Here is a 15,831-nt window from a genome sequence, read left to right on the forward strand (position 1 = left end):
GCCATTTCTGACAGCAACGGCGCGATCATGTTATAAAGCCATGAATCCACTGCGGCACGGTTACCCTAGATGTATATCTATCGTCTGGTTTTTTTGCTGGTCCTGGCGATTTACGTATTCTCTCCCAACATTCTTGACTGGTGGATGTCGTCCGGCAATGCCTGGTACAGCCCGTATCTGATCTGGGCCGGATTAATTGCCATTGGCGTATGGTTGGAATGGCGGCGTGATCCCAATGAATTTTAGTGCTGCCGGCCTGCTGCTGGTCAGCGTTGCGTATCTGAGCCTGCTGTTCGGCATTGCCTGGGTATCAGAGCGTGGCTTGCTGCCACGCAAGCTGGTGCGCCACCCGCTCATTTACGTTCTTAGCCTGGGCGTGTACGCCGGCATTTGGTCGGTGTATGCATCGGTGGGTGCCGCGGCGGAAACCGGTTACGGCTTTCTGGCCTATTACGTGGGCATCAGCGGTGCGTTTTTGTTGGCACCGGTGCTGCTGAATCCGTACATGCGTATCGGGCGGGCGTATCAGCTAACCTCGTTGGCTGACCTTTTTGCGTATCGCTATCGCAGCCAATGGGCGGGCACTTTGGTCACACTGTGCTCTGGCGCCGCCATTCTGGCGTTGCTGAGCATGCAGATTCAGGCCGTCACCAGTTCTGCCAGCATTCTTGCCCCCGATGTGTCGCCTAACGTTATTAGTGCTCTGTTCAGCGTAACTGTGGTGCTGTTCGCCATTTTGTTTGGCACCCGCCGCAGCGCCCACGCCAGCAATCACCGGGGGCTGGTGGTGGCCATCGCCTTTGATTCACTGGTGAAGCTGCTGGCACTGCTGCTATTAGGCGGCATCATTCTGTTTGGTGTATTTGGCGGCCCCGATGCCCTTCAGCTCTGGCTGGACCAGAACCAGACTCCCGTTGTTGACATGGCCATGAGTATCGACGACGCCAGTTGGCGGGCGGTTATGCTGATGTCTTTTGCATCGGTGCTGGTTCTGCCACACATGTACCACATGATTTTCAGCGAGAACCCGTCTCCGGCGTCGCTGGCCAAAGCCAGCTGGGGCTTCCCCCTGTACCTGTTGCTGCTAGGCCTGCCGATACCGCTGATTCTCTGGGGTGGCCAGGAGCTTGGGGTAACCACAACTGCCAATTACTACAGCATTGGCATTGGCCAGGCCCTGGGCAGCCCGGCGTTAACGCTGATGATGTACATTGCAGGGCTGTCTGCCGCCAGTGGCTTAATGATTGTAAGCACCCTGGCGCTTGCGGGTATGGCCCTGAACCACATTGTATTGCCCCTGAAAACGCCCAAAGATCAGGCCGACATCTACCGCTGGCTGCAATGGGTCAAGCGGCTGCTGATTGCCCTGATCCTGTTTCTGGCTCTGATGTTTCATGAAACCCTGGGCAAAAATCTGCAGCTGTCGATTCTTGGCGCAATCTCCCTGAGCGGCACCTTGCAACTATTACCCGGCGCTTTAGGTGTCATCTTCTGGCCCGAAGGCAACCGTCGCGGTCTGATCGCCGGCCTGTTGACCGGACTGGCAATCTGGGTGACCACCCTGATGTTCCCCTTTTCCGGCGCTGCAAATCTACTGCTGTGGCTGGGCAGTCCGGTAGTGCCGACTGCCGGTAACTGGCACCTGTTTATGTTCCTCAGCCTGGGCACCAACGTCGCGATGTTCGTGGTGGTGTCTGTGCTTAGCTCCAGCAACAGTGAAGAACGCAGCGCCGCCCAAGCCTGCTCGCTTGGGGCCTTGTCGCGGCCGCAGCGGCGCGAATTGCTGGCCACATCGTCTGCAGACTTTGTACGCCAGCTCAGCGCTCCTCTGGGACAAGATGGCGCCCAGCGCGAGGTGGAACGTGCACTGCTGCAACTGAAACTGCCCGAAGTAGAGTACCGCCCTTATCAGCTAAGGCGCCTGCGAGACCAGGTGGAAGCCAATCTGTCGGGCCTGATGGGGCCGGAAATCGCCCGTGATATGCTCAAGCGCCATTTGGGTTTCAAACCCATGCAGCGAGCAGCTCAGGATATTCGCTACGTGGAAGGCGCCTTGGGCGACTATCAGAACCGGCTCACCGGGTTAGCCGGTGAGCTGGACAATCTGCGCCGGCATTATCGTCAGACCCTGCTAAATCTGCCCATACCCGCCTGTTCAGTGGGTGAAGACGGCGAGATCTTGATGTGGAATCAGACCATGGAGCGCCTGACGGGCATCAGCGCCGACGAAGTGGTTGGCGCGCGCCTGGCCACCTTGCCGCCGCATTGGCACCAGCTTCTGGACGACTTTAACCAGGGCGAAGACGTGCACCGCTACAAACACCGCCTGGACCTGCGTGGCCGGCCACACTGGCTGAACTTGCACAAAGCCGCCCTGAGCGGGCCCGACCATGCCGAGAGCGGCAGCATTATTATGGTCGAAGACCAAACCGAGATTCGCTTGCTCGAAGACGAACTGATGCACAGCGAACGGCTGGCCTCAGTGGGCCGGCTGGCCGCCGGTGTCGCTCACGAGATCGGCAACCCGGTTACCGGCATTTCTTCGCTGGCGCAAAATCTGCGACTGGAAACCGATAACCCGGATATTCTGGACACCGCCGACCAGATTCAGCAGCAAACCCGGCGCATCTCGAATATTCTGCAGTCACTGATGAATTTCGCCCGCACCGGCAATCACGCCCCCGCCAACCGTTACGAGCCTGTGCAAATACGCCGCTGCGTGCAAGAGTCCATCAATTTATTGTCGTTGAGCGACAAGGGGTTGGGCATTTCGTACCTCAACGAGTGCCCTCCGGAACTGCTCATTCTGGGGGATGAGCAGCGGCTGGTGCAGGTGTTTGTAAACCTGCTGACCAACGCCCGTGACGCCTCGCCGGACGGCGGCGAAGTGCGGGTGATTGGCAAGGCCGATGACTACTCGGCTATCATCGAAGTCATTGACCAGGGAAGCGGCATCGCCGCTGACAAGCTTGATCACATTTTTGAGCCGTTTTACACCACCAAACCTACCAATAAAGGCACAGGTCTTGGTCTAGCTCTGGTTTACAGCATTGTTGAAGAGCACTATGGCAATATTCAGGCGCAGAGTCCGGCGTATAGCCCGGCGCAGCTCAACGCCGCAGGCAGCCGCAACCCGGGCACCTGCATTCGCCTGAAGCTGCCTGCTTACGAGCCCGAAGATACACCCGCTGCCTACAGCCAGAATCAAAGGTCCTAGCACAGATATGCCCCGTATCCTGATTGTTGAAGATGAAGACATCATTCGCTCCGCAGTCCGTAAGATGCTGACCCACGCCGGCTACGACGTCACCGACGCTGGTTCGGTGGAGGAAGCCGAAGAGCATGACCTGGGCAGTTTCGATCTGATCATATCCGATCTTCGATTACCCGGTGCTCCGGGCACCGAAATGATCCGACGCGCACCGGCAACGCCGGTGCTGATTATGACCAGCTACGCCAGCCTGCGCTCTGCCGTTGACTCTATGAAACTGGGGGCCGTGGAGTACATCGCCAAGCCTTTTGATCACGACGAAATGCTGGCGTCGGTAGCCGCCATTCTGGCGCGCAAATCCACGCCGGCGGCGGCTGATGACAGCGGCGCCGTGACCACCAAAACAGTGACCCAGGCCTCCGAGTCAGACCCGGCAAGTATCATGTTTGGTCAGTGCGAACCTATGCAGCGGGTGTTCACCCTGATTCGCAAAGTGGCACCCACCGAAACCACGGTGCTTATTCAGGGTGAGTCCGGTACCGGCAAGGAACTGGCAGCTCGCGCCCTTCACTTGATGAGCCCGCGGGCGGCGGCTCCACTGATTTCCGTTAACTGCGCGGCCATTCCCGAAAGCTTGATTGAATCGGAACTGTTCGGCCACGAAAAAGGTGCCTTCACTGGTGCCGTCGGCGCCCGTACCGGGCTGATTGAGGCTGCCAACGGCGGTAGTCTGTTTCTGGACGAAATAGGCGAACTGCCCGCCGAAGCTCAAGCCAGGCTACTGCGGGTTTTGCAAGAGGGCGAAATCCGTAAGGTGGGGTCTACCCAAAGCCTCAAAGTAAACGTGCGCATGCTGGCAGCCACCCACCGCAACTTAAAAGCCATGACCCGCACCGGCGAATTCCGCGAAGATTTGTTCTATCGCCTGAACGTCATGCAGGTGCGCATCCCCCCGCTGCGCGATCGCCAAGGAGATATTCTGATACTGGCGCAGCGCTTTTTAAAGCGCCAAGGTGCCAAAATGGGCAAACCCGATTTACAGCTCAGCGCAGACGCCGTGCGCACTATAGAGCGGCATCGCTGGCCGGGAAACGTACGGGAACTGGAAAATGCCATTGAACGGGCCACTATTTTATGTGATTCCGAACTGATTACCCCTGCACTGCTGGATCTGAACGGCGACGGCGACAGCGAGTACATCCCCGAAACTCTGGTGGCCGGTAACAACAAGCAAGCCCATACCCAAAGTGCAGACAGCCAGGGCGACCTGTCGCTGGAAGACTACTTTCAACACTTTGTGCTGGAGAATCAGGACCGCATGAGTGAAACCGAATTGGCCCAAAAACTGGGTATCAGTCGTAAATCTTTATGGGAAAGGCGCCAGCGCCTGGGCATTCCTCGCAAAAAAACGTCTGGCAGCTGACATCGGCTGCTGTCGACCACTCTGCTTTGTGTTACCAACTGTTTCCCTTGGTAACACTTTCCCCGCCATTTATGACTTACCGGTAACACTTTCCCCAAATACGGGGTAACACCTATCCAGAAGAAAACGCCAAGCCATTGTTTATAGTCATATTCATAAAACTGGCACGGCGACTGCTATGTATATAGGGCACAACAACAAAAACAAGACGTGACAGTGCAGCGTGCCAACAAAAACAAAAAAATAGCTGCGAGAAGCGCTCAGCAACAAAAATAAAAATAGAGCGCGAGCGAATAGAGTGTTTTGGATGCCTGGCTTTTTAGCGGTCCCTTAGCTTGTGAAGGTTGTTGAAGCAGATAAGAATCGTCAACCAGACGGCGCTGCGGATACGTAAGACTTGAACAACGCTTTTGACCACTCTAAGTATTCAAAGTTTTCTGTTTGTTTGAAATACCCTGATATTGGGGCTTACGGTGGGACACAAAAAGTAAGAAAAATCCCGGCAATAACAAAAATAATTTAGATCGTCAGATTTTAGTGGGCGGGTTCGTGTAAGCGGATCCGCCCTTTAATTTATGGGCCCAGGTAAATAACCGGGCATGGGCAAATCATAGCAATCCGCAGCAAACGTGTGCAAAAGCGGCGCAAACCGTTAAACTCATGGTTTTTGCTCATCGCCGCTATGGCCGCAACGGATTTCAATGCCTAAAAGACTCGTCGACAAACTGCGCTCGTTCATGCCCGGCAGCTCCCGGAAGAAACCCCTTGGCTATCAGCGGAGGGACATTTCGCGGGACCAGCACAGCGTTTCCCGCACGGCCATCAGTGAGCCCGCCAAAAAAGTTCTGCATCGCCTCAACAAAGCCGGCTACGAAGCCTATCTGGTGGGCGGCGGCGTGCGCGACATACTGCTCAGTGGCCAACCCAAAGATTTCGACATTGCGACCGACGCAACGCCGGAAGAAGTGCACGAACTGTTTCGCAACTCGCGCCTGATTGGCCGCCGGTTTCGCATTGTGCACGTGGTCTTCGGCCGCGAAGTCATCGAGGTAACAACCTTCCGCGGCAATGCCAACCCCGCCGATGATGACGATGACGATCGCAAAACCAGCGAACACGGGCAGCTGCTGCGCGATAACGTTTACGGCAACCTCGAAGAAGATGCGCTGCGCCGGGATTTCACAATCAATGCCCTTTATTACTGCATTCGCGATTTCAGCGTTATTGACTTCGCAAACGGCGTTGATGACCTGAACAACCGCCAGATGCGGTTGATTGGCGACCCGGAAATCCGTTACCGGGAAGACCCTGTGCGCATGCTGCGCGCCATTCGTTTCGCCGCCAAGCTCGATTTTGCCATCGAGCCGGCCACCGAGGCCCCCATTCGCGAGCTGGCACCGCTGCTCACTCACATTCCCGCGGCGCGGCTGTTTGACGAAGTGCTAAAACTGTTTTCCGCCGGCTACGGCGAAGCAACCTTTGACAAACTACGCCACTACGACTTGCTGGCACCGTTATTTCCCGACACCGCCAGCGCGCTGGCAGCCGGTGAACCCGACGAACTAATCCGCCAGGCCCTGCGCAACACCGACTCACGCATAGCCCAAGGCAAATCCGTTACCCCGTATTTCCTGTTCGCCGCCATGTTGTGGCCTGCGCTGCAAGCCGAATGGCGCCGGCGCCAAGACAACGGCGATCCGGTACAACCGGCTCTGCACAGTGCGATTTCCAAGGTGATTGGCCGCCAGGTACAGGCGACGTCTATCCCCAAGCGATTCTCCGGGCCCATGAAGGAAATCTGGGAACTGCAGATGCGCCTGCCACGGCGCCAGGGAAAACGCGCACTGATCACCTTAGGGCATCCGCGTTTTCGCGCCGCCTATGATTTCTTGTTGGTGCGCGAGAGCGCCGGCGAGATTGAGCCCGGTCTTGGCCAGTGGTGGACACAGTTTCAACGACTTGACGAGCGTGCCCAGGAACGCATGATTACAGATCTTGACAGCGGTGAAGCCAAACCTCGCAAGCGCCGGCGTAAACCGGTTAAGCGGCCCCCGCAGGATTCATGATGACCGACGTATTCGTTGGCCTGGGTAGCAACCTGGCAGACCCGGCTGCGCAATTGGGCAGCGCAATTGCAGAGTTGGCAGCGCTGCCAAACACCACGCTGGTTGCGCAATCCCCATTTTACGCCAGCAAACCGGTGGGCCCTCAGGACCAGCCAGATTATGTCAACGGTGCCGCATGGCTGAATACCGGCCTGACGCCTCACGTTCTGCTAGACCATTTACAGAATATTGAACAGGCCCACGGCCGCGAGCGTCTGCAGCACTGGGGGCCACGCACTCTGGACCTGGACGTGCTGCTTTTCGGCCAACAAACGCTAAACAATGACCGACTGACGGTGCCCCACGCACAACTTTCGCAGCGGGACTTTGCCTTGCAACCTCTGTTGGACTTAAATCCGAAACTGACCCTGCCCGACGGCACCGCATTAGCCCTGCTGCGCCAGCGGTGCCCTGATAACCAATTACGAAAACTGCCCCCAGTCGCTACAAACGGGCACGCCTAAACCGCCCGAAATTTGCTAGTGTTGGGGTTGGAACGATACTGCTTCAGTGGCAGATTCAATTGTGGAGATCCGGCATAGCCGGTATTTAGACCAACTATCGCAAAGGCGAGGAATTTATGGCCGTTACCATCAATACACTGCGGGAATACAAACAGCGCGGCGAAGCATTTTCCGCACTGACCTCCTACGATGCCACCTTTGCCCAGCTGGTCAGCGAAGCCGGCGTAGACGTCATTCTTATCGGCGACTCGCTTGGCATGGTCCTGCAGGGCAACGACAGCACCCTGCCCGTCACCATGGACCAAATGGTGTACCACGTCAGCTGCGTCGCCAAAGGCAATCGCGGCTCACTGGTGATGGCCGACATGCCATTTATGAGCTACGGCACTACCGAAGCCGCGCTGGAAAACGCGGCAGAGCTCATGCGTGCCGGCGCCCATATGGTCAAATTGGAAGGCACCGACTGGATGCGAGATACCATTCAGGCGCTCAGCGAACGCGGCGTTCCAGTGTGCGCGCACCTGGGCCTGACACCGCAGTTCGTCAACAAGTTCGGCGGTTATAAAGTGCAAGGGCGAGACGAAAAGGCCGCAGACCTGATGGTTGAAAACGCCTGCGAGCTGGAAGCCGCCGGCGCCGATGTTATTCTGCTGGAATGCGTGCCCGCCGCACTGGCTGCACGCATTGCAAAAGCCGTCAAAGCTCCGGTGATCGGTATTGGCGCAGGCGCCGACACCGACGGCCAAGTGCTGGTGGTACACGACATGCTGGGCATGACCCCTGGCCGCAAACCGCGCTTTGTGAAAGACTTCTTGGCTGAAAGCGGCTCCGTTGCCAACGCCCTGGCAGCCTACGCCAAAGCCGTTAGCGAGCGCACATTCCCCGCCGAAGAGCACACGTTTAAAGCATGAGAACTGTCAATACCATTAAAGAGCTGCGCGCCATGGTGCGCGGCTGGCGTCAGCAAGGCAAAACCATCGCGCTGGTGCCCACCATGGGCAACTTGCACAAAGGCCACCTGTCGTTGGTTCGACGAGCCGCAGAAGTCGCAGACATCGTGGTCGCCAGCATCTTTGTGAACCCCATGCAGTTTGGTGCCAGCGAAGACCTCGACAGCTACCCCCGCACTCTGGTGGAAGACCAGAGCCTGCTGGTGGAAGCCGGTAATACGCTGCTGTTTACGCCTTCCGCCGCGGACATCTATCCGGCGGGTCTGGCCCATCAGACAAAAGTGGTAGTGCCTGACGTCAGCGAAGACCACTGCGGTGCCAGCCGGCCGGGCCACTTTGACGGCGTGGCCACCGTTGTCACTATGCTGTTCAATATAGTGCAACCGGATTTTGCTCTGTTTGGCGAAAAAGACCTGCAGCAGCTAACCATTATTCGCAAGCTGGTGCGCGATTTGATGCTTCCGGTAGAAATTATCGGCGGCGCCACCGTGCGCGACAGCGACGGCTTGGCAAAAAGCTCCCGTAATGGCTATCTCAGCATTGAAGACCGTGCCCTTGCACCGGCTCTGCAAAAGATTCTTCAGACCATGGCAAAAGACCTGCGAGCGGGTGACACACACTTTACACGCCTGTCTGAACACGCGAAAATAGAACTGTTGAATGCCGGTTTGCGACCCGATTACGTTAACATCGTTAACAGCCAGACCCTGAAGCCAGCAACCGCGGATGATCGCGAGCTTGCCATTCTGGCCGCGGTGTTTCTGGGCACTACCCGGCTCATCGACAATATTTCACTGGTCCGCTGACCGGCTTCGCCCTGTTACGGAAGACTCTGCGCCCGGCGACCCAAGCGCCGGCCATTTTGCTAAGGATGCCATCATGCAAGGCCATGCATCTATACCAACCGCTACAAAAGCCTGGCAGGCGCTGCTGCGCCAACAAAAGCGGCTAGCAACACAGCCCATGGCAAAGATGTTTGCCGAGGACAGCCAACGGGCATCACGCTATTTGCTTGAAGCAGCCGGCCTGACTCTGGACTTTTCCAAGAATCGCCTTGATGATGGTGCCCTCGCCGCTCTGATGGCCCTGGCCGAAGAGTGCCAACTGGCCTCTCGTCGCCGTGCACTGTTTACCGGTGATCCGGTGAACAACACTGAGAACAGGCCCGCGCTTCATACCGCCCTGCGGGCGAGTGCAGATCAGACTATTCAGGTAAACGGCAAGAATGTGATAGAGGAAGTTCACGCCACGCTGGAACACATGCAGCAGTTTGTTAACGCTGTCGCAAGCGGTGAACGCCGAGGCTGCACGGGCGAGCGTTTTACCGACGTGGTCAGCATTGGCATTGGTGGCTCTTTCCTGGGGCCAAAGCTGGCGACAGAGGCTCTAACGCCCTATCACCACGGCGGCTTGCGCTGCCATTACGCAGCCAATATCGACGGCACTGAGATCTGCGAGATTTTGCGCCAGGTAAGCCCGCACACCACGCTGTTTCTGGTGCAGTCAAAATCCTTCAAAACCCCTGAAACCCTGGAAAACGCAAAAGTCGCCCGCGACTGGCTGATTCAGCACTGCCCGCAAAAAGACGCCGTTGCACGCCACTTTGCAGCAGTATCCGCGAACGCTGAGGCCGCTCAAGCCTTCGGCATTGAGGCAGACAGCCTGTTCCCTATGTGGGACTGGGTCGGTGGGCGCTATTCGCTCTGGTCGGCCATTGGCTTACCGGTTGCCTTGAGCATTGGCATGGACAATTTCCGCCAGTTGCTGGTGGGTGCCCAAGCCATGGACGACCACTTCGTGCAAGCGCCATTGGCGCAGAATATGCCTGTGGTGATGGCCATGCTGGGTGTCTGGTACAGCAATTTGTGGGGCGCCTGCAGCCACGCCATTTTGCCCTACGACCAGTATTTACGGAGCCTGCCGGACCACCTTCAGCAGCTGGACATGGAGAGCAACGGTAAGCGCGTGACTCGCGCAGGCATTGCGGTCACCTACCATACTGGCCCGATCATCTGGGGCGGGCTCGGCGCCAACGGACAGCACGCCTACCATCAGCTCATTCACCAGGGTACCCGGCTGATTCCGGCAGACTTCATTATTCCGCTGGTCAGCCATAACCCCATTGCGAATCATCACGCCGATCTGTTTGCCAATTGCCTGAGCCAGTCCCAGGCCATGATGGCCGGAAAAACGCTGGAACAGGCCCGCCGTGAACTGATTGCCGAGGGCCGCACAGAGCAGGACGTTGAACGTCTTGCTCCACATAAAGTGGTGCCTGGCAACCAACCCAGCAGCACCCTGGTGATGCAGCAGCTTACGCCCTACACACTGGGCGCGTTGATCGCCCTGTACGAACACCGCACCTTTGTACAGGGTGTCATCTGGGATCTGGATTCGTTCGATCAATGGGGAGTAGAGCTGGGCAAACAGCTGGGGCAGACCATTTTGCCGCGCCTGCTGGGCCAGCCGGCGCCGGCAAACGCGGGTAATAGTGACAGTTCAACCGATGCCCTGATCGCTCGTTTCCGCGCCGCCAACGGCGTTTGAAATTACACGGTCGCGCCAGCTGAAATTGACCCTGTGCAGGGGTGGGCCAGCGCGGTGCAGCTGCCACAAATCCTGATAGCTTTGCCCACGTTGTGGGTGTAAACGCGACCCGGCCACGTCCGCTAAGGGCTTTAGCACAAACGCGTTCACCAATATTTCGGCACGTGGTAATTCCACACCGCAAAACACTCCTACTTGATCGCCGTAAGTCAGAATGTCGATATCCAGCGTTTGTGCTGCAAAGCGGGCGCTGCCCCGAAGCCGGCCATGGTTGGCCTCCAGCTGTTTAAAGCGGCGCGACAACTCGGCCAGCGGCATTGCAGTATTGAATCCGGCAACCATATTCAAAAACGGCGAACCGTCAAAACCTACCGCCTGGCTTTCATAAACCGGCGACAAGGCCAACTCGCCAAACCAGTCCGCCAAGGCATCTAATGCCACCTGCAAACAGGCTTCGCGGTTCTGGTTGCTGCCTATACCCACCAGCACCGGAGTGTTCACAGGCGGCGCCCACGCTCGATGCTGACGCCCACTGCGGACGCGGCCGGAACGGCGCCGGGTTTGCGAATGCTCAGCCGCAAAAACTCGATACCAAACGCCCGTTGCAACTCGGCCGCCAGTACCTCTGCAGCGTGCTCAAGCAATTTGGGTTGCAGCGCTTGCAGACAGCGGATCACGCAGTCACTGACCGCGGCGTAATCCAGCGCGTCCTTGACGTCATCAGACGCGCCGGGCACGCGGTTATCCCAATCCATGTCCAGGTCTACCACCAGGCGCTGGGTGATATCCCGCTCCCAGTCGTAGACTCCCACAACCGCCTCGACCTCCAAGCCTTCAATAAACACGCGATCTGCCACAGGCACTCCAGATGATGCTGCACATTTTTCGGATTGAATCGGCCCGACAGCGCAGTTAAGGTTAGTTATCAGACTCGACATATTTAATGATTTTCGCACAGTTTGACTCAAACCGTCTGCGCCAGCCAGGACACATCACTATGACATTTGCCAGTGCCCCCGTTGTAACGGTACTGCTGTGTGCCGCAGCCTATCTTGGCGGCTCTGTGCTGTTCGCCATACCCATTAGCCGTGCCTGGCAGCTGCCTGACCCTCGCGCCCAAGGCTCCACCAATCCGGGCGCCACCAACGTGTTTCGCAGCGGAGGCTGGGCGCCGGCCACACTGACGCTGATGCTGGATGCCGGCAAAGGCTGGCTGCCAGTATGGGCGGCACAACAATGGGGGCTGTCAACAACCGTTCAGGCGGCGGTCGCCCTGTGCGCAGTCACCGGCCATATGATCCCGGTTTTCTATCGTTTTAAAGGCGGCAAAGGCGTCGCAACAGCTCTTGGTGCGGGCCTGGCACTGGCACACACAACCACATTATTGATGGCCGCAGTGTGGCTTTTGGTCATGTGGCGCTGGCGCATCTCGGCGATGGCGTCCTTGGTAGCCGTGCTCAGCGGGCCTTTGCTCAGCGCGCTGCTTCAACCCCACACTCTGCCAGTGTTCAGCCTGCTGGCGTTACTGGTGTTAGTTCGCCACCGCAATAATCTGATTCGAATGGCGCAGGGGCGCGAAACCCGCTTCTAGCCCGCACTGTCTTCAACTCATCAGTGCTGCCGGCACCCCAAAGTCTAACCATCAGGCACCCGCCAGGCCGTCATCGCAACGCTGATTCAAGGGCGGCAAGGTATCCAGCGGCCAGCGCGGCACCGCCGCAATGCGATCACCATCTTGCTGCCCTGCCCGCAAGCGCTGGGCCCCGGCGTAGGCAATCATCGCTCCGTTATCGGTACAGAACTCTGGCCGAGCGTAAAACACCGATGCGCCAAGTTTTGCCGTCATCCCCTCAAGGCCTGTCCGCAGTCGCGTGTTGGCGCTGACGCCACCGGCAATCACCAGGCGCTTGCACCCAGTAAGCTGTAACGCGCGTTTGCATTTGATTGCCAAGGTGTCCACCACCGCAGATTCGAAGGCCAGGGCAATATCAGCGCGGGTCTGATCGCCCAGATCACCCGCCTTACGGGCGGCATTTACGGTATTCAGGGTAAAAGTCTTCAACCCGCTGAAGCTGAAGTCCAATCCCGGGCGGTCTGTCATTGGCCGCGGAAAGCGATAACGCCCGGCCTGTCCTTTTTCAGCCAACGCCGCGACTCTGGGCCCACCCGGGTAATCCAGTCCCAGCATTTTGGCGGTTTTGTCGAACGCTTCTCCGGCGGCGTCGTCAACCGACTCACCTAAAAGAATGTACTCGCCGATACCGATGACCTGCACCAGCTGGGTATGGCCACCGGACACTAGCAACGCAACGAAAGGAAAAGCCGGTGGGTTCTGCTCCAGCATTGGCGCCAGCAAATGCCCTTCCATATGATGCACACCCAATACTGGAATGCCCATACTGAAACCCAAAGCGTGAGCCACGGCGCCGCCCACCATTAACGCGCCCACAAGGCCGGGACCGGCGGTGTAAGCAATGCCTTCGATGTCTGCACGTGCAAGCCCTGCCTCAGCCAGAATTTGCTCGATCAATGGCAACAGCTTGCGAACGTGGTCGCGGGAGGCCAGCTCGGGCACCACCCCGCCGTAGTCAGCGTGTATCGCTACCTGACTGAACAACGCATGGGCCAGCAAACCACGCTCGGTGTGATAGAGTGCCACGCCGGTTTCGTCACAAGACGTCTCGATACCTAAAATCAGCATAGTTATGGGCCATTAAAGTAAAAGAAGCTAAATGCAGAGGCGAAGCATTTTAGCAGAAACCCGAGGTGCATCTGCAGTTTCACAGAACAAACATTGACCTCAGCCCTACCCAGGGGATATAGTTGCCGCCCTAAATTACGCACTGGTCGAGTTTTAACCATCCCCGCCAGTGTTAGAACCGCACAGGGCAAGCCCGGCGGAACCCATAGAACCAAATAGACCCAGGTAGGTGATTTCCGAATGCCAGCTGTTAAACTGAAAGAGAATGAGCCGTTTGACGTAGCCCTACGTCGCTTCAAGCGTTCCTGCGAAAAAGCAGGCGTCCTTTCCGAAGTGCGTCGTCGTGAGCACTACGAGAAGCCGACTTCTGTTCGTAAGCGTAAAGCTGCTGCTGCCGTCAAGCGTCACCTCAAAAAACTTCAGCGTGAACAGCGTAAGTTTGAGCGTTTGTACTGAGTTTTAGCAACGCTGCTTGACTGCAAAAATTAATCGCCTGAACGGCTACAGGCCGCTCAAAGCGATTTAAAAATGCCGCCGAGGCCTGGCTTCGGCGGCATTTTTGTCTATTGTCTATCCTGCTATTACGGCCCCGTCTAAGGCCACACTCGGAGCCCGAATGAGCGGACTGATCCCGCAACGGTTTGTTGAAGATCTGCTAGACCGGATCGATCTGGCCGAGCTGATTGGCTCTCGCGTTACCCTGAAGAAAGCCGGTGCGAATTACAAAGCTTGCTGCCCGTTTCACGATGAAAAAACACCGTCGTTCAATGTGCGGCCAGACAAAGGTTTTTACCACTGCTTCGGATGTGGCGCACACGGCGACGCGATCAGTTTTTTAAGGGAATTCGAAGGCCTGGGTTTTACCGAAGCAGTTGAAGATCTGGCGCGCAGAGCCGGAATGGAAGTGCCCTACGATCAGGCTGCCAAGCAGGAAATGCAGCAAACTCGCACGCTGACAGAGGCACTGGATTTCGCCAGCCGTTTTTATCAGCAGGCGCTGAGCAGCGAGGCTGGTGCATTTGCCCGCGATTACCTGCAGCAACGGGGGCTGGACCAGGCGATCATCCAGCAATATCAGCTGGGATTTGCCCCCGCCGGCGGCACAGCATTATGCGACGCCGCAGGCACAAGTTTTAAAGAACCACTGCTGGAAACCAAAACAGTATCCGACCAGTATGGCCGGCCCAGAGATCTGTTTCGCAACCGGGTGATGTTTCCAATCCGCAACACCCGCGGCAAAACCATCGCCTTTGGCGGGCGTACTCTGGGTGACGACAAAGCCAAATACATCAACTCGCCGGAGTCTGATGTTTTTCATAAGAGCCGTGAAATATACGGCTTGTATGAAGCGCGGCAGAACTTGAAACAGCTGGACAAGTTGCTGGTTGTAGAAGGCTACATGGACGTCATCGCTTTGGCCCAGCACGGCATTCAGTTTGCCGTGGCAACGCTGGGCACCGCCACCAATCATGACAACCTGAGCGCCTTAATGCGCCAGGTACGCCACATTGTGTTCTGTTTTGATGGCGACACAGCGGGTTTTCGCGCGGCAGACCGTGCACTGGAAAACGCACTGGAACTAATGGCCGACGGTCTGCATCTGCAATTTCTGATGCTGCCCCAAGGCGAAGACCCGGACACCCTGATTCGCAAAGAAGGCGCCGAAGCCTTCAGTAAACGGATTGAAGCGGCTATACCGCTGTCACGCTATCTGTTTGATCGCCAGAGCAATGGCCTGGACTTACAGTTGCCCGAACACCGCGGAGAGTTGCGCGCCCGGGCCGAGCCCATGCTCAACAGAATGCCAAAGTGCACGCTGCGCGACGCCATGTGGCATGAAATGCTGCGCCTTTGCAGCGGCCGCGACCAATGGCAGAAAAAACCCTGGCAGGAACGGGGCGGCGCCAAAGGCTGGCAGCGGGAGAGAATACAAGAACAGCGGATTGACGTAAAACTGAGCAAAGACAGCTTGCTGTGCCTGGCGTTGACAGAAGCGCCAGACCTGGCCGCAGAAGTAGCCGAAGCCGCTCGTGGCTCACGGCAATTTATTCAGGCGGCGGCGTTCGCCAGCTGGATTCTGGAACGCAAACTTGCCAACCAGCCGGCACTGATCAGCGCTTTGGCTACGGACGTTCAAGCAAGGGACCATTTTTTTCATTTGTTTGACGGCATTGAGCACATACCCGCGCGCGAACATACGCTGGAAGCGGCGCGGGAGCTTCTAAGCCCAGACGAGGAAGCATCGCGACAGCAAAGACTGGCCGCGTTACTGCGGAATTTTGCCAACCTGAGCCCTGAAGAACGCAGTGAATTACGTACATTGAGCAGTGGTACAAAGAACAACGGGACTTGAAAATTTAAGCACTGGTCACCATTTAATCATTCGGTGGCAGAGCATTAGGTCGGCAGCTATACTGGTTGCTTAATATT

General features: G+C 57.2%; 14 protein-coding genes. 11 read left to right on the forward strand and 3 right to left on the reverse strand.

Features of this window, described 5'->3' with window-relative positions; translation table 11 throughout:
* Positions 1-69: 69 nt before the first annotated feature.
* The 8 genes from ATG98_RS21785 (at position 70) to pgi (ending at position 10,700) form a co-directional block, all read left to right on the forward strand.
* On the forward strand, positions 70-246 hold the full coding sequence (locus ATG98_RS21785; protein WP_007350199.1) for a hypothetical protein: 177 nt from the start codon (positions 70-72) through the stop codon (positions 244-246).
* A complete protein-coding gene (locus ATG98_RS04520) occupies positions 236-3,217 on the forward strand; it encodes an ATP-binding protein (protein ID WP_098419676.1) in 2,982 nt (993 codons plus the stop codon). The genes ATG98_RS21785 and ATG98_RS04520 overlap by 11 nt, the downstream gene beginning before the upstream one ends.
* A gap of 7 nt (positions 3,218-3,224) precedes the next feature.
* The gene (locus ATG98_RS04525; RefSeq protein ID WP_098419677.1) at positions 3,225-4,634 is read left to right on the forward strand and encodes a sigma-54-dependent transcriptional regulator; all 1,410 of its coding nucleotides are present in this window, start codon (positions 3,225-3,227) and stop codon (positions 4,632-4,634) included.
* A gap of 701 nt (positions 4,635-5,335) precedes the next feature.
* Positions 5,336-6,700, forward strand: a complete 1,365-nt coding sequence (gene pcnB / locus ATG98_RS04535) for a polynucleotide adenylyltransferase PcnB (RefSeq protein WP_098422228.1) — start codon at positions 5,336-5,338, stop codon at positions 6,698-6,700.
* A complete protein-coding gene (gene folK, locus ATG98_RS04540; protein WP_416376567.1) occupies positions 6,700-7,203 on the forward strand; it encodes a 2-amino-4-hydroxy-6-hydroxymethyldihydropteridine diphosphokinase in 504 nt (167 codons plus the stop codon). Before pcnB ends, folK (ATG98_RS04540) begins: the two co-directional genes overlap by 1 nt.
* 116 nt (positions 7,204-7,319) lie before the next feature.
* On the forward strand, positions 7,320-8,114 hold the full coding sequence (panB, locus tag ATG98_RS04545) for a 3-methyl-2-oxobutanoate hydroxymethyltransferase (protein ID WP_098419680.1): 795 nt from the start codon (positions 7,320-7,322) through the stop codon (positions 8,112-8,114).
* Positions 8,111-8,959 carry a pantoate--beta-alanine ligase gene (gene panC / locus ATG98_RS04550; RefSeq protein WP_098422229.1) on the forward strand — a complete coding sequence of 283 codons (849 nt, stop codon included), beginning with the start codon at positions 8,111-8,113 and terminating at the stop codon, positions 8,957-8,959. Before panB ends, panC begins: the two co-directional genes overlap by 4 nt.
* A 73-nt stretch (positions 8,960-9,032) precedes the next feature.
* The gene (gene pgi, locus ATG98_RS04555; protein ID WP_098422230.1) at positions 9,033-10,700 is read left to right on the forward strand and encodes a glucose-6-phosphate isomerase; all 1,668 of its coding nucleotides are present in this window, start codon (positions 9,033-9,035) and stop codon (positions 10,698-10,700) included.
* Here the strand turns inward: pgi and folK (ATG98_RS04560) are convergent.
* Positions 10,653-11,201 (reverse strand): 2-amino-4-hydroxy-6-hydroxymethyldihydropteridine diphosphokinase, encoded by a 549-nt coding sequence (folK, locus tag ATG98_RS04560; RefSeq protein ID WP_098419683.1) that lies wholly within the window; start codon positions 11,199-11,201, stop codon positions 10,653-10,655. The genes pgi and folK (ATG98_RS04560) overlap by 48 nt on opposite strands.
* Entirely contained in the window at positions 11,198-11,557 is a 360-nt protein-coding gene (folB, locus tag ATG98_RS04565) for a dihydroneopterin aldolase (protein ID WP_098419684.1), read from the reverse strand. The genes folK (ATG98_RS04560) and folB overlap by 4 nt, the downstream gene beginning before the upstream one ends.
* Before the next feature lie 140 nt (positions 11,558-11,697).
* On the opposite strand from folB, the gene plsY reads away from it, so the two are divergent.
* Positions 11,698-12,291, forward strand: coding sequence for a glycerol-3-phosphate 1-O-acyltransferase PlsY (plsY, locus tag ATG98_RS04570; RefSeq protein WP_098422231.1), 594 nt, complete (start codon positions 11,698-11,700; stop codon positions 12,289-12,291).
* Between the two features lie 51 nt (positions 12,292-12,342).
* On the opposite strand, the gene tsaD is transcribed toward plsY, so the two are convergent.
* Positions 12,343-13,401, reverse strand: a complete 1,059-nt coding sequence (tsaD, locus tag ATG98_RS04575) for a tRNA (adenosine(37)-N6)-threonylcarbamoyltransferase complex transferase subunit TsaD (RefSeq protein WP_098422232.1) — start codon at positions 13,399-13,401, stop codon at positions 12,343-12,345.
* Positions 13,402-13,641: 240 nt separating this feature from the next.
* On the opposite strand from tsaD, the gene rpsU reads away from it, so the two are divergent.
* Together rpsU and dnaG are read left to right on the forward strand one after the other, a co-directional pair.
* Positions 13,642-13,857 carry a 30S ribosomal protein S21 gene (gene rpsU / locus ATG98_RS04580; protein WP_007350211.1) on the forward strand — a complete coding sequence of 72 codons (216 nt, stop codon included), beginning with the start codon at positions 13,642-13,644 and terminating at the stop codon, positions 13,855-13,857.
* Positions 13,858-14,017: 160 nt separating this feature from the next.
* Positions 14,018-15,754 (forward strand): DNA primase, encoded by a 1,737-nt coding sequence (dnaG, locus tag ATG98_RS04585; protein WP_098422233.1) that lies wholly within the window; start codon positions 14,018-14,020, stop codon positions 15,752-15,754.
* Positions 15,755-15,831 lie beyond the last annotated feature (77 nt).

The organism is Marinobacter sp. LV10R520-4 (genome assembly GCF_002563815.1).
GTDB lineage: Bacteria > Pseudomonadota > Gammaproteobacteria > Pseudomonadales > Oleiphilaceae > Marinobacter.

Coding starts and splice junctions, on each gene's coding strand:
- ATG98_RS21785 (WP_007350199.1), top strand. CDS start 70: ATGTATATCTATCGTCTGGTTTTTTTGCTGGTCCTGGCGATTTACGTA.
- ATG98_RS04520 (WP_098419676.1), top strand. CDS start 236: ATGAATTTTAGTGCTGCCGGCCTGCTGCTGGTCAGCGTTGCGTATCTG.
- ATG98_RS04525 (WP_098419677.1), top strand. CDS start 3,225: ATGCCCCGTATCCTGATTGTTGAAGATGAAGACATCATTCGCTCCGCA.
- pcnB (WP_098422228.1), top strand. CDS start 5,336: ATGCCTAAAAGACTCGTCGACAAACTGCGCTCGTTCATGCCCGGCAGC.
- folK (WP_416376567.1), top strand. CDS start 6,700: ATGACCGACGTATTCGTTGGCCTGGGTAGCAACCTGGCAGACCCGGCT.
- panB (WP_098419680.1), top strand. CDS start 7,320: ATGGCCGTTACCATCAATACACTGCGGGAATACAAACAGCGCGGCGAA.
- panC (WP_098422229.1), top strand. CDS start 8,111: ATGAGAACTGTCAATACCATTAAAGAGCTGCGCGCCATGGTGCGCGGC.
- pgi (WP_098422230.1), top strand. CDS start 9,033: ATGCAAGGCCATGCATCTATACCAACCGCTACAAAAGCCTGGCAGGCG.
- plsY (WP_098422231.1), top strand. CDS start 11,698: ATGACATTTGCCAGTGCCCCCGTTGTAACGGTACTGCTGTGTGCCGCA.
- tsaD (WP_098422232.1), bottom strand. CDS start 13,401: ATGCTGATTTTAGGTATCGAGACGTCTTGTGACGAAACCGGCGTGGCA.
- rpsU (WP_007350211.1), top strand. CDS start 13,642: ATGCCAGCTGTTAAACTGAAAGAGAATGAGCCGTTTGACGTAGCCCTA.
- dnaG (WP_098422233.1), top strand. CDS start 14,018: ATGAGCGGACTGATCCCGCAACGGTTTGTTGAAGATCTGCTAGACCGG.